General features: G+C 49.9%; 22 protein-coding genes and 1 pseudogene. 16 read left to right on the top strand and 7 right to left on the bottom strand.

Features of this window, described 5'->3' with window-relative positions; genetic code table 11:
• Positions 1-16 precede the first annotated feature (16 nt).
• Positions 17-1,141, bottom strand: coding sequence for a M20 family metallopeptidase (locus tag ACJHVI_RS04880; protein WP_483183524.1), 1,125 nt, complete (start codon positions 1,139-1,141; stop codon positions 17-19).
• A gap of 315 nt (positions 1,142-1,456) precedes the next feature.
• Positions 1,457-4,399, bottom strand: coding sequence for an FAD-binding and (Fe-S)-binding domain-containing protein (locus ACJHVI_RS04875; RefSeq protein WP_483183523.1), 2,943 nt, complete (start codon positions 4,397-4,399; stop codon positions 1,457-1,459).
• Between the two features lie 151 nt (positions 4,400-4,550).
• On the opposite strand from ACJHVI_RS04875, the gene ACJHVI_RS04870 reads away from it, so the two are divergent.
• Together ACJHVI_RS04870 and ACJHVI_RS04865 are read left to right on the top strand one after the other, a co-directional pair.
• Complete coding sequence (locus ACJHVI_RS04870) at positions 4,551-5,735, top strand: MFS transporter (RefSeq protein ID WP_483183521.1); 1,185 nt, start codon at positions 4,551-4,553, stop codon at positions 5,733-5,735.
• A 1-nt stretch (position 5,736) separates the two neighbouring features.
• Positions 5,737-7,737, top strand: a complete 2,001-nt coding sequence (locus tag ACJHVI_RS04865) for a UvrD-helicase domain-containing protein (protein ID WP_483183520.1) — start codon at positions 5,737-5,739, stop codon at positions 7,735-7,737.
• Positions 7,738-7,846: 109 nt separating this feature from the next.
• Here ACJHVI_RS04865 and ACJHVI_RS04860 read toward each other — a convergent pair whose 3' ends face one another.
• Complete coding sequence (locus ACJHVI_RS04860; RefSeq protein ID WP_483183519.1) at positions 7,847-8,878, bottom strand: methionine synthase; 1,032 nt, start codon at positions 8,876-8,878, stop codon at positions 7,847-7,849.
• 96 nt (positions 8,879-8,974) lie between these two features.
• Positions 8,975-9,955, bottom strand: coding sequence for a putative oxygenase MesX (locus ACJHVI_RS04855; RefSeq protein ID WP_483183518.1), 981 nt, complete (start codon positions 9,953-9,955; stop codon positions 8,975-8,977).
• A gap of 200 nt (positions 9,956-10,155) precedes the next feature.
• Here ACJHVI_RS04855 and ACJHVI_RS04850 point away from each other — a divergent pair.
• From ACJHVI_RS04850 to ACJHVI_RS04815, 8 genes and pseudogenes are all read left to right on the top strand, one after another.
• Positions 10,156-10,921, top strand: a pseudogene (locus ACJHVI_RS04850) (amino acid ABC transporter permease).
• The gene (locus ACJHVI_RS04845; RefSeq protein WP_483183517.1) at positions 10,911-11,621 is read left to right on the top strand and encodes an amino acid ABC transporter permease; all 711 of its coding nucleotides are present in this window, start codon (positions 10,911-10,913) and stop codon (positions 11,619-11,621) included. The pseudogene ACJHVI_RS04850 and the gene ACJHVI_RS04845 overlap by 11 nt, the downstream one beginning before the upstream one ends.
• The gene (locus tag ACJHVI_RS04840) at positions 11,622-12,353 is read left to right on the top strand and encodes an amino acid ABC transporter ATP-binding protein (RefSeq protein WP_483183516.1); all 732 of its coding nucleotides are present in this window, start codon (positions 11,622-11,624) and stop codon (positions 12,351-12,353) included.
• Between the two features lie 24 nt (positions 12,354-12,377).
• Positions 12,378-13,181 (top strand): cysteine ABC transporter substrate-binding protein, encoded by an 804-nt coding sequence (locus ACJHVI_RS04835; RefSeq protein WP_483183515.1) that lies wholly within the window; start codon positions 12,378-12,380, stop codon positions 13,179-13,181.
• Between the two features lie 126 nt (positions 13,182-13,307).
• Positions 13,308-14,126 (top strand): DNA adenine methylase, encoded by an 819-nt coding sequence (locus tag ACJHVI_RS04830; RefSeq protein WP_483183564.1) that lies wholly within the window; start codon positions 13,308-13,310, stop codon positions 14,124-14,126.
• The gene (locus ACJHVI_RS04825) at positions 14,116-14,934 is read left to right on the top strand and encodes a DNA-methyltransferase (RefSeq protein ID WP_483183513.1); all 819 of its coding nucleotides are present in this window, start codon (positions 14,116-14,118) and stop codon (positions 14,932-14,934) included. The genes ACJHVI_RS04830 and ACJHVI_RS04825 overlap by 11 nt, the downstream gene beginning before the upstream one ends.
• A complete protein-coding gene (locus ACJHVI_RS04820) occupies positions 14,924-15,307 on the top strand; it encodes a MutH/Sau3AI family endonuclease (protein WP_483183512.1) in 384 nt (127 codons plus the stop codon). The genes ACJHVI_RS04825 and ACJHVI_RS04820 overlap by 11 nt, the downstream gene beginning before the upstream one ends.
• A complete protein-coding gene (locus tag ACJHVI_RS04815) occupies positions 15,304-15,555 on the top strand; it encodes a hypothetical protein (RefSeq protein WP_483183511.1) in 252 nt (83 codons plus the stop codon). Before ACJHVI_RS04820 ends, ACJHVI_RS04815 begins: the two co-directional genes overlap by 4 nt.
• Positions 15,556-15,570: 15 nt before the next feature.
• On the opposite strand, the gene ACJHVI_RS04810 is transcribed toward ACJHVI_RS04815, so the two are convergent.
• Complete coding sequence (locus tag ACJHVI_RS04810) at positions 15,571-15,978, bottom strand: MerR family DNA-binding protein (protein ID WP_483183510.1); 408 nt, start codon at positions 15,976-15,978, stop codon at positions 15,571-15,573.
• A gap of 72 nt (positions 15,979-16,050) precedes the next feature.
• On the opposite strand from ACJHVI_RS04810, the gene ACJHVI_RS04805 reads away from it, so the two are divergent.
• Together ACJHVI_RS04805 and ACJHVI_RS04800 are read left to right on the top strand one after the other, a co-directional pair.
• On the top strand, positions 16,051-16,263 hold the full coding sequence (locus ACJHVI_RS04805) for a heavy-metal-associated domain-containing protein (RefSeq protein WP_483183509.1): 213 nt from the start codon (positions 16,051-16,053) through the stop codon (positions 16,261-16,263).
• A 3-nt stretch (positions 16,264-16,266) separates the two neighbouring features.
• Positions 16,267-18,429, top strand: a complete 2,163-nt coding sequence (locus ACJHVI_RS04800; RefSeq protein WP_483183507.1) for a heavy metal translocating P-type ATPase — start codon at positions 16,267-16,269, stop codon at positions 18,427-18,429.
• Between the two features lie 113 nt (positions 18,430-18,542).
• On the opposite strand, the gene ACJHVI_RS04795 is transcribed toward ACJHVI_RS04800, so the two are convergent.
• Positions 18,543-18,929, bottom strand: a complete 387-nt coding sequence (locus tag ACJHVI_RS04795) for an MAPEG family protein (RefSeq protein WP_483183563.1) — start codon at positions 18,927-18,929, stop codon at positions 18,543-18,545.
• A 161-nt stretch (positions 18,930-19,090) separates the two neighbouring features.
• Between ACJHVI_RS04795 and ACJHVI_RS04790 the strand changes: the two genes are divergently transcribed.
• The 4 genes from ACJHVI_RS04790 (at position 19,091) to ACJHVI_RS04775 (ending at position 21,149) form a co-directional block, all read left to right on the top strand.
• Positions 19,091-19,918, top strand: a complete 828-nt coding sequence (locus tag ACJHVI_RS04790; protein ID WP_483183506.1) for an NAD-dependent epimerase/dehydratase family protein — start codon at positions 19,091-19,093, stop codon at positions 19,916-19,918.
• 8 nt (positions 19,919-19,926) lie between these two features.
• Positions 19,927-20,070, top strand: a complete 144-nt coding sequence (locus ACJHVI_RS04785) for a hypothetical protein (protein WP_483183504.1) — start codon at positions 19,927-19,929, stop codon at positions 20,068-20,070.
• A gap of 64 nt (positions 20,071-20,134) precedes the next feature.
• On the top strand, positions 20,135-20,929 hold the full coding sequence (locus ACJHVI_RS04780; RefSeq protein ID WP_483183503.1) for an endonuclease/exonuclease/phosphatase family protein: 795 nt from the start codon (positions 20,135-20,137) through the stop codon (positions 20,927-20,929).
• On the top strand, positions 20,913-21,149 hold the full coding sequence (locus ACJHVI_RS04775) for a DUF1653 domain-containing protein (protein ID WP_483183502.1): 237 nt from the start codon (positions 20,913-20,915) through the stop codon (positions 21,147-21,149). Before ACJHVI_RS04780 ends, ACJHVI_RS04775 begins: the two co-directional genes overlap by 17 nt.
• A gap of 143 nt (positions 21,150-21,292) precedes the next feature.
• Here ACJHVI_RS04775 and ACJHVI_RS04770 read toward each other — a convergent pair whose 3' ends face one another.
• Entirely contained in the window at positions 21,293-21,646 is a 354-nt protein-coding gene (locus ACJHVI_RS04770; RefSeq protein ID WP_483183501.1) for a Spx/MgsR family RNA polymerase-binding regulatory protein, read from the bottom strand.
• Positions 21,647-21,825 lie beyond the last annotated feature (179 nt).

The raw sequence follows: 21,825 nt of genomic DNA, 5'->3' as shown, positions 1-21,825 counted from the left end.
ATGTTTCTCCTATGGATTAACTCATACGACAGCAATACTTGATAATTTCATAAAGCAATTCCGTGCGCGGCTCAATGGTATCAAGCTCCAAATATTCATTGGGACTATGCCCTTTACCGCCCACAGGTCCCATGCCGTCAATGGTCGGCACGCCTAAAGCCGCAAAGAAATTGCCGTCCGAGCCGCCGGGCGTAGAAGCCCAATCCGCTTCGATGCCCAAACGCTGTTTGATTTCATCTACTGCCGCGCAAAATGCCAAGCCTTTTTCGCTTCTTGCCCAAGGCGGACGAGTCAAACCGCCGCTCACGCGGATGCGTACGTTTTCTTTGGTCTGAGTGTCGTTCAGACCATAAATAATATCGTTTAAACGCTTGGTTTCATCCATATTAGTAAAACGGCAATCCACTTGGATTTTCACATATTCCGGCACAGTATTGGGCGTCGTACCGCCTTCGACCGTACCGATATTGATTGTCGTGCCTTTATCGGGTGCCGCGCTGTCCAAAAGCATTTGCCCGATGTGTAAAAAAGCATTGATGGCATTGGCGCCATTTTGCGGATCTACTGCCGCATGCGCAGATTTACCTAAAAATTCAATCACATATTTGGCAATTCCTTTGCGTTCATTGACAAAATTACCGTTAATACGCGCAGATTCCAAAATCACCGCATATTGGGTTTTCTTCGCCATTTCTTCTAAGAGCGGGCGCGAAAAAATCGAGCTGATTTCCTCATCAGGATTGAAAACAATACAAATGGCAGCATCAGACAAATCATCATTTTTCGTGAGTTTTTCACAGGCATAAAAAGCCTGCAATAAACCGGGTTTCATATCATATGCCCCCGGGCCGGTAATATGATTGCCCTCAATGCGGAAAGGTCTTTCTTTAACCGTACCTGCTTTAAACACCGTATCCATATGTCCGGAAAGCAAAATATCAAAGCTGTCGGCCTGCTTATTCATACAAATCAAAGCCGGACCGACTTTATCGTCCAAATGGCGTAATTCCGTTATCCAGCCGATGGCATCAAATTTTGCTTGTAGAAATGCCGCCACTTTAGCGGTGCCTTCAGGGTCATAACTATAAGAGTCGATATTTACAATGGTTTCGAAATCTTTCAAGAAAGTATTTAACATCATTACCTCTCAATATTCTCAATCAGCAGAACAGGATAAGCTTTCATGAGAAAGACCGGCTAAACTTGCGCTAACATCGCCGATTTCTCGCAGCATATATTAGCAAATTTTTAGTATATTTGTGGAAAAATTAGTAGAAATAGTGGAAAAACGGTTACAGAAAACAGTTTTTATCGCTAAACACTAAATATAGTCTCTTCAGATTAAAATGACACGTCTTAACACAACATATTGAAATATTTTCAATATGTTGAAAATATTTATTGTCTCATTTTAATCTGAAGAAGCTATATAATCATCTCGACTCAAAATGCTTCGTCAAGAATTCCTAGCCACATTTGCCAAATTTTTCAGCAAGGCTTGCACCGGGTGCTGCAAAACGGTGCCGCTCATGCGTTTGCTTTGGCTGCGGCAGGAGTAGCCTGTAGCCAGCAATTGTCCGCCGTATTGTGTAACGGGCGCTTGCCAAGACATGTCAAATAGTTGCGCCGATTGTGCTTGATGTTCGCTTTCGTGTCCGAAGGTGCCCGCCATGCCGCAGCAGCCTACCGCCACCGGCTGCAAATCTAAGCCGAAATGTTGAAAAATCCGCTGCCAGTCTTTGTCCGAGCCGGGCAATTGGGTTTTCTCGGTGCAATGCGCGGCGAAATAGTAGGTTGTGCCTTGCTTGTCTAAGGGCGCAGCTAGCGGCGGATGTGTCGGCAGATAGTAGTCGCGCAGCCATTCCTGCGGCAGCAAAATGCGGCGCTCGGGCTGCTGCGGCGCATCTTTCAGATATTCTTGACGAAATACTAAGGTCATGGCGGGGTCTAGCCCGATAATCGGCAAGCCGCTTTCTGCGGCGGCGGCAAGCAGTTGCTCGTTATGGCGGCGCAGTTTGTAAAAATGCGCAAGGAAACCATGTACATGCAGGGGTTTGCCGTTGGGAAAATAGGGCAGCAGATAGGTTTTGATGCCCAAAGTCTGCAAGAGCCGCAGCCAGTCGAGAAATACCGGCGTGTCGAAATAGCGGGTAAAGGCGTCTTGCAGCACGATGACGGCATTGTCTTGCTTGGGCGGGGTTTCGCCTTTGCGCAACATTTGCACGCCGTAGGCGGCAAGGTCTGCGCGCGCTTGGGAATGAAAGAGCGGTGCATCGCTTAAACGCAACATTTTGCGGTTGATGCTGCGCATCAGGCGGTTGTTCTGCATCAGATTATACAGCGGCGCGATTTTTGCCAGATGCGGAATCAGGTATTCCAAATAGCCGATCAGATAATCGCGCAGCGGACGGCGGTGGCGGCGATGATATTCGGCTAAAAAGCGGCTTTTGCCATCGGGAATATCGACTTTCACGGGGCATTGTCCGGCGCAGGATTTGCAGGACAGGCAGCCGTGCAGGGCTTGGTAGACTTCTTGTTCGAAGTCGGGCGTGAGGCTGCTATCAGCTTTGCGGCGCAGCCATTCTTTTAGCAGCATGGCACGCCCTTTGGGCGAATGCTGGCGATCGCGCGTTACTTTCCATGAGGGGCACATGGGGTCGTCAAAGGCAAAATTAAAACAGGCGCCGTTGCCGTTACATTGCAGGGTATTACCGAAATTCTGCCAGTCTTGTTTGTCGATACGGCGGTCGAAATCGCCGCGCATCGGTACGGCGGTCAGCGGCGTCAGTTCGGCATCGCCGGCATAGGGCACAGCGATTTTACCGGGATTGAGCTGATTATGCGGGTCAAAGGCTGATTTGATTTGGCAAATCAAATCCCAGCAATCGCCGAAAAAGGTCGGCGCATATTCCGAGCGCAGCCCTTTGCCGTGTTCGCCCCACAGCACACCGCCGTAGCGATGAGTCAGCGCTACGACCGCTTCGGTAATCTCACGCAAGCTGTCTTTCATGCCCTCGACTTTCATATCCAGTTGCGGACGCACGTGCAGCACTCCCGCATCCACATGCCCGAACATGCCGTAAGCCAAGCCTTTGTCGTCTAAAACTTGGCGAAAGGCTTTGATATAGGCGGCAAGATGCTCGGGCGGCACGGCGGTGTCTTCCACAAAGGGCAAAGGACGCTGCTCGCCCTGCACATTGCCCAACAAACCCACCGCGCGTTTGCGCATATGATAGACCGCCTCGATTTCCGCCTCGCCGCGGGCTACCGTGCAAGTCAGGCGGGTAACGCTGCTATCGCTTTGCAAATGCGCGAGAATAGCACTCAGATGCGCGGCTAAAGCATCGGCGTCAGCGGCATCGATTTCCAAAAGATTGATGCCTTGCACGGGCGCGCCCTCGGCGGCGGGAAAAAAGCGCGCCACGCTTTCCCAGACAATATCCTGCTGCGCCAGCGCCAAGACTTTGGAATCCACCGTTTCAATCGACAGCGGCGATTGGCTCATCAAGGCATTGGCATCTTCCAAAGCAGATTGGAAATCGGCATAGCCGATATTGATGAGGGCGCGATGCTGCGGAATCGGCAGCACATTGAGCTCCGCCTCGCAAATAATGCCCAAAGAACCTTCCGAACCGCAGAGAATACTGTTAATGTTAAAGCTTTGTTCGTCTAATACATGCGGCAGGTCATAGCCGGTCAGCGCGCGCGTCAGCGACGGAAAAGAACGGCGGATTTTATCTTGATTATCAGCGGCAAGACGGAAAATCTGCGCATACAAAGCCTGCTGCTGCGGCGATTTATCCGCTATCTGCATCTGCCAGTTATGGCGCGGCAAAGCGGCGGAATCCAGCACTTCCCCGCCCAGCAAAACTGTGCGCAAGCCCAGCACATGGTCATGGGTTTTGCCATAGCGTAAACTGCCCTGCCCGCAAGCATCGGTATTAATCATGCCGCCGATAGTGGCGCGGTTGGAAGTGGATAATTCAGGGGCAAAAAACAAACCGTAAGGTTTGAGCGCTCGGTTGAGCTGATCTTTCACCACTCCCGCCTGCACGCGTACGCGGCGATGTTGCACGTCAATCTCAAGAATATCATTCATGAAACGCGACACATCCAGCACAATGCCGTCGGTCAGCGATTGTCCGTTGGTGCCGGTGCCGCCGCCGCGTGCGGTAATCACGATTTGGCGAAATTCCTCGCGCGCCGCCAAAGCCAAAACCACCTGCACGTCCGCCGTGCTGCGCGGCCAAATCACCGCCTGCGGCGTGCGTTCGTAAACCGAATTGTCCGTGGCATAGACACTGCGCTGCGCCTCTGCCGTAGAAAATTCGCCGTGAAAACCGCTATCCGCCAAAGCAGACAAAAACGCTTGATTCAGCGCTGAAAGAGAAGAAAACATCGCCTTGTAATGATGAGATGAAAAATGCGATTGTGCCATAAAATGACTGAAGTTTTATGGTTTTTCTGAGTATAAAACGTATCTTCCCTAAACCGCGCTTTATGATGCGCCGCGTTTTGCTATGATGGCGCTTTTCTTTCTTGAGTCTGCGATGTCCCCAAAAGCAAGTCCTACGCCGATGTTTAGCCTGACGGTGGCTTTTATCGGTGCTTTAGCCTTTATGCAGGTTTATTCCATTCAGTCGATTTTGCCGCTGCTGATGCGGCATTTTCAGGCAGACGAGGTGCAAATCGGTTTGGCGGTGGGCGTTACCGTGATGGGCATGGGGCTGATGTCGCCTTTTATCGGCATGCTTTCCGATGCTTTCGGGCGGCGTTGGATGATTTGCAGCGCGATTTTCTTCTATAGCCTGCCGGTAGCTTTATCGGCTTATGTGCCGACGATCGAAAGTTTTACTCTGCTGCGTTTTTTGGTCGGCGTTTTTGTGCCGGGGATGACGGTCTGCTTGATTGCTTATCTGGGCGAGGAATTTGAAAGCGAGCATATCGGTAAATTGATGGCGTTTTATGTCTGCGGCACGGTATTCGGCGGTTTCAGCGGGCGTTTTCTGCTCGGGCATTTAACGCAATGGATCGGTTGGCAATTCAGCATGTTGCTGCTTTCGGGCTTGAGTTTCGCCGGTTTTTTACTGGTGCTGTGGCAATTGCCGCCTTCGCGGCATTTTGTCGCCAAACCGCAGTTGAGCGCGGCGATGCGCAGTTTGGTTTCGCATCTGCATAACCGCATTGTCTTATCTTCCTGTGCTTTGGGCTTTTTCGTTTTGTTTTCTTTAGTCGGCTGTTTTTCCTTTATCAATTTGCGGCTTGCGCAAGCGCCTTATCATTTGAATACCGCGCAATTGGCAAATATTTTCAGCGTCTATTTAATCGGCATGGTGATTACGCCGGCGGCAACATGGCTATTGCGCAAATTCGGCGCGCCGCGCACAATGGCACTTTCCCTCGCGCTGTCTGTGTGCGGGATATTGATCAGCCTTACCCAGCCGCTGACATTGGTCTTTTGCGGCTTGATTTTGATGAGCACCGGCGTGTTTATCACCCAATCCGCCACCATCAGCTATATTTCCCTGCATGTGCGCGAAGGTCGCTCTTTGGCGACAGGTTTGTATTATATGGCGTATTATTGCGGCGGAACGGCTGGCGCATGGCTCTGCGCTTTGAGTTTTCAAACATGGCAATGGCAGGGTGTGGTCGGCACTTTGCTTTTAGCACAATGTATCGGTTTAATTATTATTTTCAGCGTGATATGGCAGACTTCGCCGCGCGCGCAAGGATAAGATGGCAGAACAGATTCCTTTAAATCCGCAGCAACAGCAGGCGGTAACCTATCTTGGCGGACCTTTGCTCGTGATTGCCGGCGCCGGTTCGGGCAAAACCGGCGTGATTACGCGCAAAATCGCCTATTTGATTCAAGAGGCGAATTATGCGGCAAACAGCGTGTTTGCCGTCACTTTTACCAATAAAGCCGCACGCGAAATGGGCGAGCGCAGCCGTCATCTACTCGGCAGCGCGGCGCGGGGGTTGCATATTTCCACTTTTCATCGCTTGGGACTGGACATATTGCACCGCGAATATCCCAAACTGGGACTACGCAAAGGCTTCAGCATTTTAGATGCACGCGACGGCATCACGCTGCTGCGCGAGCTGACCAAAAGCGAAGACAATGCCCAATTGCAAGCCGTGCAAAGCCGTATTTCCGCCTATAAAAACAGCAATATTGATGCGGCACAGGCACTGCAATTAGCCGATGACGAACTCAGCAAATTAAGCGCAATCGCCTACGGCGCTTACCAAGAACGCCTACGCGCCTATAATGCGGTGGATTTTGACGATTTACTGCTGCTGCCCGTGCAATTGCTCAAAACCGAAAGCGAGACGCGCAATTATTGGCAAAGCCGCGTCCGCTATTTATTAATCGATGAATATCAAGATACTAACGACTGCCAATATCAGCTGATGCAATTGCTGAGCGGCGTTTTCTGCGCCTTTACTGCCGTGGGCGACGACGACCAATCCATCTACGCATGGCGCGGTGCGCAGCCGCAAAATCTGCTGAATTTGCAGCAGGATTATCCGCAGTTAAAAACCATCAAATTGGAGCAGAATTACCGCTGCCATCAAAAAATCCTGCATGCCGCCAATGAACTGATTGCCCACAACAGCCATTTGGTAGAGAAAAAGCTCTGGTCCACCCTCACATTAGGCGAAGGGGTCAGCGTGATTTCCGCCCGCAATGAAGAAAATGAGGCGGAAAATATCGCTTATGACATTCATGCCCAGCAAATTCGCCACCAGGCCCGCCCCAGCGATTTTGCGATTCTGTACCGCAGCAATTTTCAATCACGTGTTTTGGAGCAAAAACTGCGCGAACTCAGCATTCCTTACCGCATCAGCGGCGGCACTAGCTTTTTTGAACACAGCGAAATTCGCGACCTGCTTTCCTATCTGCGCCTTATCAACAACCCTGAAGACGATGCCGCCTTTCTGCGCGTCTGCAATGTGCCGAAACGCGAAATCGGTGCGGCAACACTCAGCAAATTAGGAGAATATGCCCACCGCCGCCAACAGCCGCTCGCACAATGCGCCACCGATTTAGCTCTGCAAAGCGAACTCGGTAACCGCGCCGCCCAAGCCCTCGGCAGCTTTTGCAACTGGCTCAACCATATGGCGCAAATGGCGGAAAACGAATTGCCGCTGGACGTCCTCGAGCAAGTCATTGCCGACATCGAATACAGCGACTATCTCTACGAACTCTATGCTCTGCCCAAACAAGTGGAAACTCGCCTCGAGCGCATCGGGCAACTCAAAGCATGGATTGGCAAACTGCAAGAAGAAGAACGCTTTCAAAATCTTGCCGCCTTGATGCAACATCTTATGCTGCTCGATATTCTCGATCGTCAAGAAAAAGACAGCGAAGCCGTGCAACTGATGACTCTGCATTCCGCCAAAGGCTTGGAATTTCCCTTCGTCTATATGATTGGCATTGAAGAAGGACTGCTGCCGCATGCCAACAGCAGCGAAACGGAAGAAGGTATCGCCGAAGAACGCCGCCTGATGTACGTGGGCATGACCCGCGCTAAACGCAACCTCACCCTCAGCTATGCCAAGCAGCGCAAAAAAGGCGGACAGTGGCAAAGCAGCGAGCCCAGCCGCTTTTTAGACGAATTACCCGAAGAAGGAATTAACTGGCAGGACGGACGCAAAGCGCACGACCCTGCCGCCGAAAAAGCGAAAAACATGGCGACGATTAGCGATTTGAAGAAATTATTGCAGTCTTAGGCGATTAGTCGCCGAAGACTGCAATAATGGATTGGAAATGTATTTTTGAAACTCCCTATATGTAAAGGCAGTATTGCCCTTGGATTCATGAATAGGGAAGCATTGTGCGCTATTTCACACTCAATTCCTGTCTGACAATTGCCGCGCCCACGCTTAGAGCCTGCATTTTGCCTTTGGCAATATGGCGTGCCAGCGGGGCCATGCCGCAGTTGGTGGAAGGATAGAGTTTGTCGGCATCGACAAATTGCAAAGCCTTGCGCAGGGTTTGCGCCACTTGCTCCGGCGTTTCAATCTGATTGCTGGCAACGTCTATCGCGCCTACCATGACTTTTTTACCGCGGATAATCTCGATTAACTCCATCGGCACATGGGAGTTTTGGCATTCTAGGGAAATAATATCGATTTGAGATTGCTGAAGTTTCGGGAAAATTTCCTCGTATTGCCGCCATTCCGAGCCAAGGGTTTTCTTCCAATCGGTATTGGCTTTGATGCCGTAGCCGTAGCAGATATGCACGGCGGTCTCGCAGCGCAGCCCTTCGGTGGCTTTTTCTAAAGCCGCAATGCCCCAGTCTTTGACTTCGTCAAAAAAGACATTAAACGCCGGTTCGTCGAATTGAATAATATCCACGCCGGCAGCGGCGAGAGCTTTGGCTTCTTCATTGAGAATCTTGGCGAATTCCCAAGCCAGTTTTTCACGGCTGTGGTAGTAGCCATCATATAGAGTATCGACCATGGTCATCGGGCCGGGCAATGCCCATTTAATCGGGCGGCGGGTGTGGCGGCGCAAAAAAGCCGCATCTTGCACGAAGACCGGCTTGGAACGTGCGACCGCGCCGACGACTGAGGGCACGCTGGCATCGTAGCGGTTGCGGATTTTCACGGTCTCGCGGCGGTTGAAATCCACGCCGTCCAAATGCTCGATAAAAGTAGTAACGAAATGCTGGCGGGTCTGTTCGCCGTCGCTGACGATATCAAGCCCTGCGTGTTCCTGCTCTTGCAGGCACAGCAATAAAGCGTCCTGTTTGCCGGCCGCCAGTTGCTCGTCGGCGAGTTTCCAAGGCGACCACAATTGCTCCGGTTCTGCCAGCCAACTGGGTTTGGGCAGGCTGCCGGCGGTGGAAGTGGGTAATAAAATATTCATTGTTAACAGTCCTCTGAAATGATGGTTAGCATCATGCGAATAGCCGGAAGCTGAAGATGATCAAGTTCAGCTTCCGGCGCGATTGTATCAAAGCCATCAGGCTAAGGTGTTCAGCCATTGCGCAATGAGCTGCTGCTGCGGTTTGATGAAATGTGCTTCCGCGTATTTTCCTTGCTTGATGGCCAATTGCGTCCGTTCTTCTCTATCGTATTCGATGGCGGTTTTTGAAAAATCCTGATACTGCAAACTGGCGCGGTACACCTGCCCTGCCGCCGAGTTGGCGTTATACACTTCCGGACGGTAAATTTTCTGGAAGGTTTCCATAGTGGCGATGGTGGCAAGCAATTCCAGATTGCTGTAATCGCTTAATAAATCGCCGCCAAAATAGAAGGCGAAAGGCGCGACCGATTTCGGCGGCATGAAATAGCGCACCTCCAAGCCCATTTTGCGGAAATAGTCATCGGTCAGCGAGTCTTGGTCTTGCCGGTATTCAAAGCCTAAGACGGGGTGGTAATTGCTGGTTTTATGGTAGGTCTTGGTAGTGGAAACGCTCAGACAAATGACCGGCGGTTTTTTGAAATGCTCTTGATACACTTCCGAACGCAGGAAATATTTAAACAATTCGCCGTGCAAATCGCCGAAACCTTGCGGAACGCTGAATTGCGCTTTGTCTTTGTTGTAATCCAAAAGCAATACGCTGAAATCATAATCGCGGATATAGGATGAAAAGCTGTTGCCGACTAATCCTTCAATCCGCAGATTTTTCTCGTGGTCGATGATATTGGTTTTCAGCACTTCAATCGAGGGGAAGACTTCTTCATGCCCTTCAATATGCAAATCTGCCGAGATGATTTCCAGCTCAATGCTGTAGCGATTGCTATTGGGATTGTCCCAATGGACTAAATCGTTGAATCTGTGATTAATCATGTTGATGGTATTGCGCAGATTTTGCTGACGGTTCTCGCCGCGCGCCAAATTGGCAAAATTAGTGGTCAGGCGCGTGCTGCTCGCCGGCTCGTAATGCTCGTCAAAAACATGGCTTTTAACGGAATAATGAAAAATATTAGACTGACTCATAGGGATTCCTTTCTTACTTAACTCGATGAGAAATACTCTAAGCGAAAGGTTAGATGAATAAAAATGATTTAATATTATGGAATAATGAAAAATTTTTATGGATAAGGTCTCATTCCAAATGTTCATAAGCCCCAAAGAAAACGCTCTAAAGCAGGCTGTGGCGCTCTTTTATAATCCCTACTTCTTTGAAGGCAGGCAGTATAGACTGGAATTATATTTGGCAAAGCGCGCCGCGTTTTATAGAGGCAACCGGCTTGACGCTCAAGCTCTCGGCTTGGGGCATCGCCCTGTCTTTGCTCTTAGGATTGCTGATTGCCCTCATCACTACTTACCGCACGCGTTTTCTCTATCTGCCGGCGCGGATTTATATTGAAGTCTCGCGCAATACGCCTTTGCTCATTCAGCTGTATTTTCTCTATTTCGGCTTGCCTAAGATCGGCATTCGTTGGGACGGCTTTACCTGCGGCGTGATTGCGCTGACGTTTTTAGGCGGCAGTTATAGTCGGAGAAGTGAAAAAGTAGTACAAGGCGGCGAGCCGCAGACAGTACAGATAGTACGGCAAAGCGAGTCAACGCCGTAATACTTTTTCAATTCTTCGACTATATATGGCAGAGGTGCTGCGCGCCGGTTTGCAGGCGGTGCCGCCGGCGCAGATAGAAGCGGCGCGGGCTTTGGGATTGCGGCGAGCGCAAGTGCTGCGTTATGTGCTGCTGCCGCAGGCTTGGGCGGTCGCTTTGCCGGCGGTGGCGGCAAATGCTTTGTTTTTAATGAAGGAAACCTCGGTGATTAATGCGGTGTCGGTGGCGGAGTTGATGTTTGTGACCAAAGACATCATCGGCAGCGAATATATGACCAATGAGGCATTGTTTCTTTTATTTGCCGCGTATTTGGCGATTTTGCTGCCGGTATCGGCATTTGCCTCTTGGGGCGAGCGGCGCGTCAGGAGGGCGAAATATGGGACTTGAGTGGTTGTGGGCGGGGCAGAATATTCCGCGTCTGGCGCAGGGTTTGTGGCTGACCGCGCAAATCGCTTTTATCTCCGTGGCATTGTCGGCGGTTTTCGGAACGGGCTTGGGTCTGCTGATGCGCAGCAAGTCTCGGATGCTGCGCTGGCTTTGCCGCCTGTATTTGGAAACTATCCGCATCGTGCCGATTTTGCTGTGGCTTTTTGTTTTGCATTTCGGCTTTTCGACATGGACGGGGATTCATATTGACGGACTGTGGGTCTGCATTTGGGTGTTTACTTTATGGGGGACGGCGGAAGCGGGCGATTTGCTGCGTGCCGCACTGGGCTCGATTGAGCGGCACCAGCGTGAATCGGCGCAGGCTTTGGGATTATCCGCCCGACAAGTCTTTTTCTTTATCGAAGCACCGCAGGCATTGCGCCGCGTCTTGCCGGGCATGATTAATCTGTTTACCCGTATGGTCAAAACTACCTCGCTGGCAGCCTTGATTGGCGTGATTGAAATCATCAAAGTGGGGCAGCAATTGATTGAAAACTCCCTGCTTAGCGCCAAGCATAGCGGCGCGCTGGCAGACAGCGGCTTGAGCGGCGTAGCGAATGCCTCTTTATGGGTTTACGGCTTGATTTTCATCTTATATTTTTTGATTTGCTATCCGCTGTCGCTGTGGGCGTCGCGTTTAGAAAAACGGTGGGAAAGTTAAATGGCATTACTTGAAATCGAAGGTTTGCACAAACGCTATGGCGAGACCATTGCCTTGCAAAAAATTGATTTGCGGTTGGAAAAAGGCGAAGTGCTGGTCATTTTAGGACCTTCGGGCTGCGGCAAAAGTACGCTGCTGCGCTGTATCAACGGTTTAGAAGTCATTCAAGGCGGCAAAATCCGTTTGCAAGGGCAGGGCGTTTTAGGACAAGACATCGGCTGGACGGCGGCACGCCAACATATCGGCATGGTATTTCAAAGCTATGAATTATTTGCCCATTTGAATGTGATTGACAACATTTTGCTGGCGCCGCTCAAAGTGCAGAAACGCCGCCGCGAGGACGTCGAAGCGGAGGCGGATCGATGGCTGGAACGCGTGGGACTCTTATCGCGCAAATACGCTTATCCGCGCGAACTCTCCGGCGGACAGAAACAGCGGATTGCCATTGTGCGCGCCCTGTGCATGAACCCCGATATTTTGCTGCTTGATGAAATTACCGCCGCGCTCGATCCCGAAATGGTGCGCGAAGTTTTGGATGTGGTGCTGGGCTTGGCGCGCGAAGGCATGAGTATGCTGATTGTGACTCATGAAATGGGTTTTGCGGAAAAAGTCGCCGACCGCATCCTGTTTATGGACGGCGGCAGGATTATCGAAGAAAACCGTCCGCAATCCTTCTTTATCCGCCCGCAAAGCGAACGCGCGCGGCAATTTTTAAACGGATTGACTTATTGATTTACTTAACCTAAGGAGAAACCTATGAAACCTTTAAAAATCCTCTTGGCTGCCGCCTTGGCATTGGCAAGCCTTGCCTCTGTTGCCGATACGCTGGATGACATCAAAGCCCGCGACAGCATCCGCATCGGTGTTTTCGGCGACAAACCGCCCTTCGGCTATCTTGACCAAAACGGCAAAAATCAAGGCTTTGATGTGGAAATCGCCAAATATTTTGCCCAAGATTTGCTGGGTAGCGCGGATAAAGTCGAATTTGTCTTAACCGAAGCCGCCAACCGCGTGGAATATCTCAAATCGGGCAAAGTCGATGTCATCTTAGCGAATTTCACCCAAACCCCCGAGCGTGAGAGAGTGGTGGATTTTGCCAGCCCCTATATGAAAGTCGCTCTCGGCGTGGTATCCCCCGACAGCGCGCCGATAAAAGACATCAGCGAACTGAAAGACAAAACCCTTTTGGTCAATAAAGGCACGACCGCCGACACATGGTTCGGTAAAAACCAACCCGACATCGCTTTGCTCAAATACGACCAAAACACCGAAACCTTCGATGCGCTTAAAGACGGTCGCGGTGCCGCTTTAGCGCATGACAATGCGCTGCTGTGGGCATGGGCGAATGAAAATGCGGGCTACAGCGTTTTTATCGGCAATCTGGGCAATCCCGATTTTATCGCTCCGGCGGTACGCAAAGGCGATGAAGCTCTGCTGAAATGGGTGAATGAGGAAATTGCCGCCATTAAAGCCGACGGCAGATTGCAAAGCGCCTATGAAAAAACCTTGCTGCCCGTTTACGGAGAGACGGTCAAGGCGGCGGATCTACTGGCAGAATAAGGAGTGAGAACTAAATAAAATAAAAAAGCTGGGAACAAAATCCCGGCTTTTTTATTTTGATAGGCGCTCAACAGAAAGATGCTAAATAGCCTTCAATAAGGTATAATGGCAAAAATTTTTAAACTAATGAATATGTCCAAACCTTTTCTCAAATGGGCAGGAGGCAAAGCAAAACTTAGCCCTTTTATTGCCGCCAACTTGCCCAATAAAGCACGTAAACGCCTGATTGAACCATTTTCAGGATCTGCCGCTTTATCATTAGCATTAGAATTTGAAGCTTATTTACTTAATGATACCAACCCCGATCTTATTGGCTTATTTCAAACTTTAAAGAAAGAGAAACAGTCATTTATTGATTATGCAAAAAGTTTTTTTAATTCTGAAAATAATCAGGAAATCCGCTTTTATGAATTGCGAGAAATGTTTAATAATAGTAGTGACTTGATAGAACGCGCGGCATTGTTTGTCTATTTGAATCGTCATGCTTTTAATGGTTTGTGTCGATATAATAGTAAAGGTAAATTTAATGTTCCTTTTGGACGTTATAAAGAACCCTATTTTCCAGAAATTGAGATGCAAAAATTTTTAGAAAAGGCACCTAGGGTAGAAATGATGCAGGGCGATTTTGCGCAAGTATTTACTATGATTAATAATGATGACCTTATTTATTGTGATCCTCCTTATGTACCGTTAAGTGAAACAGCTTCTTTTACTGCCTATGCGAAAGGAGGATTTATTGATAACGATCAAAAACGTTTGGCAAAGATTGCAGAAGATAGTTTTCAAAATACACAAGCAATCTTAATTTCTAATCATGATACAGAATTTACTCGTGAAATTTATAAAATTGCCCGTTTAGAAACTATTTTTGTGCAACGTAATATTGCTGCAAAAGGTAGTAGTAGAAAAAAAGTTGTAGAATTATTGGCAATTTATGAAAAATGATTTTTTAGTTTTTAGAGAGGAAACTGAAACCTATTCGGTTGGTTTAAGAAAATATTTGTTAGCAGATGCGGTTATTTATCATGAAAATGCTTTGACTGTCATGCGTCGTGTTTTAGATAAATATCCCAATGGCTGCTTTGATATGATTTTTTCCGACCCACCTTATTTTCTTTCTAATGATGGTTTTACTTGTCAAAATGGTCAGATGGTATCTGTAAATAAAGGAGATTGGGATAAATCTAAAGGTTTTTCAACAGATTTAGAGTTTTATGAAGAATGGTTGCGTTTATGCTATGCCTTGCTTAAGCCTAATGGCACAATATGGGTATGCGGAACTTATCATAATATTTATTTAATTGGCTATTTGATGCAAAGTATTGGATATCATATTTTAAATAATATTACATGGGAAAAGCCTAATCCTCCACCAAATCTTTCCTGCCGCTTTTTTACCCATTCAACAGAAACCTTAATTTGGGCAAAAAAAGATAAAAAATCTAAGCACGTATTTCATTATGATGCAATGAAATTGCAGAATAGCGGTAAGCAGATGAAATCTATATGGAAAATTGCGCCACCGGCTAAATCTGAAAAAATGTTTGGTAGGCATCCTACACAAAAGCCTTTGATGTTATTAGAGCGTTGTATCCAAGCAGCTTCTAATGTTGGAGATTTGATTTTTGATCCTTTTATGGGTAGCGGTACAACTGCTGTCGCTGCCTTGAAACATGGGCGGAAATTTTGTGGTTGTGAAATGCAAGATGAATTTTTTGAACTAGCAAAGAGAAGATTGAATAATGGAACGTAAAGAAGCAATTGAAAGGATGCAAGTATTAATCGGTCAAAATTTGCACGATTTGGCTAAAAAATATGGGGTGACTATTCTTACTGCAAATGGCACGGTCAATAAAGGCTGGGCAGGTCATGTGATAGAACGTTTTCTAGAGCTGCCATTAAATTCGGCACAATCTCCTAATTTTGGATCTTGGGAATTAAAGTCTGTACCGTTAAAATTTTTACGCAATGGTCAATTAACTTTTAAAGAAACTATGGCAATTACTATGATAGACCCTGTAAATGTTTGTCAAAAAGAATTTGCTGAGAGCCATTTGTTAGCTAAGCTGAAAAAGCTGTTGTGGTTGCAAGGATTGTTGGGAAAACTTTTAATGATCCAACTGTGATCCACGATATTGTAGAGTTGGATCTTGATGAAGGTACGGAATTATATGAAGCGGTAAAAGCGGATTATGATTTAGTGAGAGATACCTTGCTAGATCCTAAAAGGGGATTTCTTACTTTAACAGGTAAAATGGGACAGTATATTCAACCAAGAACAAAAGGGGCTGGTCATGGTTCTACTTCTCGTGCATTTTATGCACGTCCATTATTTTTGGCGCAATTTATTGATTTGAATATCCGACGTGATTAATAGATTAAGAGAAATTTAATCTTGCCGGCTGCTTTTAGCCGTCTGTTGCAAGCTATCTAAAATCGCGCAGTCGGGGCAGTCATTGCCTTGGCAGGCGTCGTGCCAGTCTTGCAACAGGGCGAGCATGTGCTGCAAATCGGCGATTTGCGTTTTGATTTCCGCGATATGGGCGGCGGTCAGACTTTTGACTTCGCTGCTGTGGCGATGCGGATTTTCCTGCAGATGCAGCAGGCGGGAGATTTGTGCGAGGGAGAAGCCGACGGCGCGGGCTTGTCGGATAAATTGCAGGCGTTTGATGTCGGCGGAGCTGTATTGGCGATAGCCGGAAGGGTTGCGGCTGCTGTGCAAGAGTCCGTATTTTTCGTAGTCGCGGATTTGTTTGGCGGATAGTCCTGATGCGGCGGCGGCTTGGCTGATATTCATGTTTGACTTTAACCTAGGGTAAAGGCTTATAGTAGCATTTTTGCGGCAATGCCGCGTTTTTGGAGAGTACAGATGCAGAAGATTGTTTTACATATTGAGGGTATGATTTGCGGCGGTTGCGTGAAGAGCGTCAGCAATATTTTGCAGGGCTTGGACGGCGTGCAGAGTGCGGAAGTCAGTTTGGAACAACAGCAGGCGGCGGTTGCTTATGAGGCCGCGCAGATTGCGCCCGAGGCGATGATTGCCGCGATTGAAGACGGCGGTTTTGAGGCGCGCGCCGAGTAAAGCATGACACAGAGCAATGCCGCCGCGCGTTTTCAGATTGAGGGCATGACTTGCCAAGCCTGCGCCGCAAGAATTGAAAAGGTGCTGAATAAAAAGCCTTTTATCAGCGAGGCGAGTGTGAATTTTGCCAGCGAAGAGGCGCAGGTGCGTTTTGATGCCAATCAAACGACGGCAGCGGCCATTGAGGAAATTATTGTTAAAACGGGTTTCGGGGCGAAGCTGAAAACAGATGCCGATGAATGGACGGAGCAGGAAACGCCGCAGATGGGCTGGCGTTTGGCTTTATTATTGCTGATTAATCTGCCGTTTTTGTTCGGCATGGCGGGCATGCTGATAGGGCGGCATGATTGGATGTTGCCACCGCTGTGGCAATTTGCTTTGGCGAGCGTGGTGCAATGGGGGCTGGCTTTGCCTTTTTATCGCGGCGCATGGATGAGTGTGCGCGGCGGTGTGGCGAATATGGATGTGCTGGTCAGTTTGGGGACTTTGGCGATTTATTTTTACTCGGTTTTCATGTTGTTTTTTGCGCCGCATCAGCATCACGGTGCGCCGGTGTATTTTGAGGCGGGCGTGATGGTGGTGGCTTTTGTCTCTTTGGGCAAATTCCTTGAGCAGCGCAGCAAGAAAACGAGTTTGAACAGTTTGGCTTTGCTGCTTAAGCTCACGCCGCAGCAGGTTAATGTGTGGCGCGAGGGGGCTTGGCAATGTCTGCCGCTTGCCGAAGTGCGTATCGGCGATGTCTTGCGCGCCAGCCACGGCGAGCGGATTGCGGCGGACGGCGTGGTTTTGGACGGTCAGGCTTGGGCGGATGAAAGCCATCTTACCGGTGAGTCTTTGCCGGAGCCGAAAGCGGCAGGCAGCCGCGTGTTGGCAGGGGCGATGTTGAGCGAGGGCAGCGTGGAATATCGCGCCGAGCAATTGGGCAGTCAGACGGTCTTGGGCGATATGATGCAGGCTTTGTCGCAGGCGCAGGGCACAAAAGCGCCGATTGCGCGTTTGGCGGATAAGGCGGCGGCGGTGTTCGTGCCGAGTGTGGTGGCGATTGCCGCTGTGACTTTTGTCTTAACGTTTTGGCTGCAAGGCGATTGGACGCAGGCTTTGATGCATGCGGTGGCGGTCTTGGTTATTGCCTGTCCTTGCGCCTTGGGTTTGGCAACGCCGGCGGCGGTGATGGTCGGCATGGGTAAGGCGGTGCGGCAGGGCGTGTGGTTTAAAGATGCGGCGGCATTGGAAGAGGCGGCGCGCGTGGATACGGTAGTCTTGGATAAAACCGGTACGCTGACGCAGGGCAAGCCCGAGTTGACGGCGGTATTGCCGGCGGAGGGCGTGAGCGAGGAGGAATTGCTCCGCGTGGCGGCGGCGGTCGAGCAATATGCGCGGCATCCTTTGGCGCAGGCGCTGTGGCAGGCGGCGCAAGCACGCGGCTTGGAGATTCCCTCGGCAGAAGCGGTGCAAACGGTGGTCGGCGAGGGCGTGCAGGCGCAAGTGGCGGGGCTGGGCTTGGTTAAGGTCGGCAAGGCGGCATGGTGCGGATTCGATTTGCCGCCGAATGCGGATAAGGTATGGGAGACGGCGAGCCTTGTGGCGGTGGCGGTCAATGATGTGCCGCTGGGCGCTTTTGCTTTGGCGGATACTTTAAAAGACGATAGCGCGGCAGCGGTGGCGACCTTGCAGGCGCAGGGTATTGAAGTGCTGATTATGAGCGGCGACAAAAACAGCGTGGTGCAGACGGTGGCGGCGCAATTAGGCATTGCCGATGCGCAGGGTGAGATGAGTCCGCGGGCGAAAGCGGCGGCGGTGCAGGCATTGCGTGCGGCGGGTAAGGTCGTGGCGATGGTCGGCGACGGTGTGAACGATGCGCCCGCTTTGGCGGCGGCAAATGTGAGCTTTGCCATGCAGGAGGGCGCGGCGGTGGTGGTGCACAGCGCTTCGGCAACCTTGATGCGGCATAGTCTCAAGCAGTTGACAGAGGGCTTGACGGTGGCAAGAATGACGCTGAAAACGATTCGGCAAAATCTCTTTTTCGCCTTTTTCTACAATCTCTTGGGTATACCGCTGGCGGCTTTCGGTTTGCTCAGTCCCGTGATTGCCGGCGCAGCAATGGCGGCGAGTTCTATTTCCGTATTGGGTAATGCTTTGCGTCTGAAAAAACAGAAGATAGCCTAATATAGTCGATTAAAATTGCAATGATACAGCGTTGGCTCGCCTTGCCGTATTATCTGTACTGTCTGCGGCTCGCCGCCTTGCCTCATTTTTATTTCTACATATGTGCCTGCCGCTTAAATGGCTGCGAGGAAAAGCGCGATGATGCAGCAAAATCCGCCTGTCCACATCAGCGAACGCAGTAAGGCTTTATCGGCAAGATAGCAGGCGATAAATGCTAAGCGAAAGAGGATGAATAAGACCGCGAAAAAGTTGATGGTATTCGGTGCGGCATTGCCCGAAATATGGGCGATGATGACGGCGGCGGCAAAAGGCGCAAAAACTTCATAGCCGTTTTGCTGAGCCGCATTCGCGCGGGCGGCAATGCCTGTGCTGCGAGCAAGAAAAACACGCGGTTCGCCGTTATCGCGCTGAAAATCAAAACCGCCGGCAATTTTGGCATAAAAAGCACAGAAAAGCGGCAAAAGCGCGGCAAGCAGCACGCAGAAAAAAGCAATCGTCATGAAGATGTCCCGATGGTTGAAAACAGGCGATTGTAGGGCTTTTTGTCGGGCGCGTACAATATCGCGGATTGAAGACGGTTTTAGGAAAAGCATAATATTTCTAACAATATACTTAAATGCGCGTACAATATCGCGGATTGAAGACGGTTTTAGGAGCAATAATGAAAGTCTTATTATTAGGCGGCAGCGGCTTTATCGGGCGCGCGGTAAAGCAAGCCTTGTTATCGGCGGGGCATGAAGTCAAGGCATTGGGGCGCGGGCAGATAGATTTTGCCGCTTTGAAGCCTGATATGGCATCGCATTTTGCCGGCATGGAAGCGGTGGTTAATTGTGTGGGCGTGATGAGTCTTGATGCCGCCTTTTTAGAGCAAGTGCATCATCTGGCGCCGCTGCAATTGGCGCAATGGGCGCAGGCGCAGGGCGTGCGCCGATGGCTGCAATTATCCGCTTTGGGTGCGGATGCGGCGCAGGATATTGCCTTTGTCGGCAGCAAGGGGCGCGGTGATGCGGCGCTTGCTACCAGCAGCATCCATACCCTGATTGCCAGACCTTCTTTGGTTTATGGTCGCGACAGCATCAATACGCGGCATTTTCTGCGTTTGGCACGTTTGCCCGTGATACCGCTGCCCGAGGGCGGGTGTTTCCGCCTGCAGCCCGTGCATGTGCAAGAAGTGGCGGAAGGAATGAAGGTGATGCTGACGGCGGATGTGTCTTCAGGCAGCATTATTCACATGACCGGTGCGCAGGAAGTGAGCTTGGCGGAATATCTCAACCTGTTGCGCCGCAATTTTTATGGCAAAAAGGCGGCGACCATCGTAAATGTGCCGCTGACACTGATGCAGCCTTTTCTGCCCTTGGCAGCACACTTGAGCAAAGGCTTTATCAGCCGCGACAATATGACTTTGCTGGAACAGGGGGCTTGCGCGGATAATCAGACCTTTGCCGCCTTATTAGGCAGAACGCCTTTGGGCGTAAGCGATTTTTTCTAGGCTGAATCATGCAAAAATGGCGCATAATCCTCATCAGCCGTTTGCGTTTGCTGGCTTTTTTATCGCTGCTCGCCATCGGCTTAGGACAGCTACCGCTGTGGTATATAGTCAAAGAAATGAAAAAGTGGTACAGTAATGCTGCTAACAGGTAGCGCAGAGAGTACGGCGAGATGTGTTTAAATTGTAACTCTTTTTGAATTCCTTGACTATACAGAATTGTTCAGCCATTTTCTGCCGCATTATGCGGTGATTTTCGGTTTGACCGCCTTGTGCACAGGGCGGAAATACCGCTATTTGTGGCTGCTTTGTGCATTGGGCGCCTTCATATGGCTGATGCAGGGCGGCGTTTCGCAGCGCTTGCCCGAGACGGCGGGGCAGCAGCGGCTGCTGTGGTATAACGCGCATCTGCACAATACGGCGGCGGCAGATGAAGTGGCGCGCATCCGTAAGTTGGCACCCGATATGCTCGCTATCGGCGAAATGCATCCCGAAGCCGCTTCGTGGCGGGAATTGCGCGCCGACTATCCGCAGGGCTGCGCCTTTGCCGAAGACAGTCCCTTTGCCCTGCTGTTTTGGAGCCGCAAGCCGCTTAAGCGCTGCCAAGTGCGGATGGCGGCGGAGTATCCCTATATCCTTGCCGAGACTGCGGATGTGCATATACTGACCGTTCATCCGCCACCGCCGATTAGTGCCGAATTGGCGGCGGCGCGGCACGCTTATTTGGATATAATCGCCGCTGAAGCGGCAAAGCATGAGCGCGTGATTGTCTTGGGCGATTTGAACAGCAGCCCCTTTTCACCGCTGTTCCGCCGTCTGCTTGCCGAGGCGGATTTGCAGACCGCTACGCCTTATTATCTGCCCACGTGGCGTCCGTTTTTTCTCAATATCGACCATATCTTAGGCCACAATATCGCCATACGAGCGGAAGCCCTGTCTTGGCTCGGTTCCGACCATCGCCCCTTATTATTAACATTTCTTGCAGCAGGAGAAAAACATGACCGTACCGATTAAAGGCATTTACCGGCATTACAAAGGCAATTTATATCAAGTCATTGACGTGGCAAAACATTGCGATACGGAAGAAGTCTTTGTGCTATACCGCGCGCTATACGGCGATTACGGCTTGTGGCTGCGCAGTTTGGCGGATTTTTGCGCAGAAGTGGCAGGCAGCGCAGGGCAGCAAGCGCGATTTGTGCTAGAAACCGCTTTGGAATCGCATGGAGCGCCATAAACGAAGATTTATGGCGCTCTGGGCGCAATCTATCGACAATTCATGATAAAGCATCTCAAAATATTCGGAATCCTAGTCGTTGAATTCAGTACGCAGATGAGGCTGACAAGGGCATGGATGATAAGCGATTTTTTCATGATTTTTTAGACGGCGAAGCGTTGCTGATAAATTTCCGCATCAAAGCCGATAGTAATGCCTTGCGGATATTGCAAGATGGGGCGTTTTATCAGGCTTGGATATTTAATTATCAGGGCGATAGCGCCGCTTCTTGTTTCGGCTTGCCTGTGTTCTGCCGCACTCAGGCCGCGCCATGTTTTGCTGCGTTTATTTAGAAGTTGAGCGAGTTCAATATGTTTTAGCCATTGGTAGATTAGGCTCTCATTGGGTAATTGTTTTTTGAAATCGATAAATTGATAATCGATTTGTTGGGCGCTAAGCCATTGCCGTGCTTTTTGCACGCTATGGCAGTTGCTAATGCCATAGAGCAGTATGTTCATCAAAAACTCCTTATGAGTTGAAACTCTTACCTTTTATGAGGGCAAAGGGACATTTTAGGTGCTAAAAAGTTTGAAAAGCCTTATTCTGTAAGGCTTTTAGCGAGGTCAAAAGCTTTGAACACAAAAAATGCTTTTTCTGTGGCTCAAAACAGGTCAAAAAAGATGGCAGACAAATCATC

Source organism: Suttonella sp. (assembly GCF_056855035.1).
This window is presented reverse-complemented; position numbering and strand designations above follow the sequence as displayed.

Bases quoted from the DNA above. Each gene is read 5' to 3' on its own strand.
- ACJHVI_RS04880 (WP_483183524.1), bottom strand. From the start codon at position 1,141: ATGATGTTAAATACTTTCTTGAAAGATTTCGAAACCATTGTAAATATC.
- ACJHVI_RS04875 (WP_483183523.1), bottom strand. From the start codon at position 4,399: ATGTTTTCTTCTCTTTCAGCGCTGAATCAAGCGTTTTTGTCTGCTTTG.
- ACJHVI_RS04870 (WP_483183521.1), top strand. From the start codon at position 4,551: ATGTCCCCAAAAGCAAGTCCTACGCCGATGTTTAGCCTGACGGTGGCT.
- ACJHVI_RS04865 (WP_483183520.1), top strand. From the start codon at position 5,737: ATGGCAGAACAGATTCCTTTAAATCCGCAGCAACAGCAGGCGGTAACC.
- ACJHVI_RS04860 (WP_483183519.1), bottom strand. From the start codon at position 8,878: ATGAATATTTTATTACCCACTTCCACCGCCGGCAGCCTGCCCAAACCC.
- ACJHVI_RS04855 (WP_483183518.1), bottom strand. From the start codon at position 9,955: ATGAGTCAGTCTAATATTTTTCATTATTCCGTTAAAAGCCATGTTTTT.
- ACJHVI_RS04845 (WP_483183517.1), top strand. From the start codon at position 10,911: ATGGGACTTGAGTGGTTGTGGGCGGGGCAGAATATTCCGCGTCTGGCG.
- ACJHVI_RS04840 (WP_483183516.1), top strand. From the start codon at position 11,622: ATGGCATTACTTGAAATCGAAGGTTTGCACAAACGCTATGGCGAGACC.
- ACJHVI_RS04835 (WP_483183515.1), top strand. From the start codon at position 12,378: ATGAAACCTTTAAAAATCCTCTTGGCTGCCGCCTTGGCATTGGCAAGC.
- ACJHVI_RS04830 (WP_483183564.1), top strand. From the start codon at position 13,308: ATGAATATGTCCAAACCTTTTCTCAAATGGGCAGGAGGCAAAGCAAAA.
- ACJHVI_RS04825 (WP_483183513.1), top strand. From the start codon at position 14,116: ATGAAAAATGATTTTTTAGTTTTTAGAGAGGAAACTGAAACCTATTCG.
- ACJHVI_RS04820 (WP_483183512.1), top strand. From the start codon at position 14,924: ATGGAACGTAAAGAAGCAATTGAAAGGATGCAAGTATTAATCGGTCAA.
- ACJHVI_RS04810 (WP_483183510.1), bottom strand. From the start codon at position 15,978: ATGAATATCAGCCAAGCCGCCGCCGCATCAGGACTATCCGCCAAACAA.
- ACJHVI_RS04805 (WP_483183509.1), top strand. From the start codon at position 16,051: ATGCAGAAGATTGTTTTACATATTGAGGGTATGATTTGCGGCGGTTGC.
- ACJHVI_RS04800 (WP_483183507.1), top strand. From the start codon at position 16,267: ATGACACAGAGCAATGCCGCCGCGCGTTTTCAGATTGAGGGCATGACT.
- ACJHVI_RS04795 (WP_483183563.1), bottom strand. From the start codon at position 18,929: ATGACGATTGCTTTTTTCTGCGTGCTGCTTGCCGCGCTTTTGCCGCTT.
- ACJHVI_RS04790 (WP_483183506.1), top strand. From the start codon at position 19,091: ATGAAAGTCTTATTATTAGGCGGCAGCGGCTTTATCGGGCGCGCGGTA.
- ACJHVI_RS04785 (WP_483183504.1), top strand. From the start codon at position 19,927: ATGCAAAAATGGCGCATAATCCTCATCAGCCGTTTGCGTTTGCTGGCT.
- ACJHVI_RS04775 (WP_483183502.1), top strand. From the start codon at position 20,913: ATGACCGTACCGATTAAAGGCATTTACCGGCATTACAAAGGCAATTTA.
- ACJHVI_RS04770 (WP_483183501.1), bottom strand. From the start codon at position 21,646: ATGAACATACTGCTCTATGGCATTAGCAACTGCCATAGCGTGCAAAAA.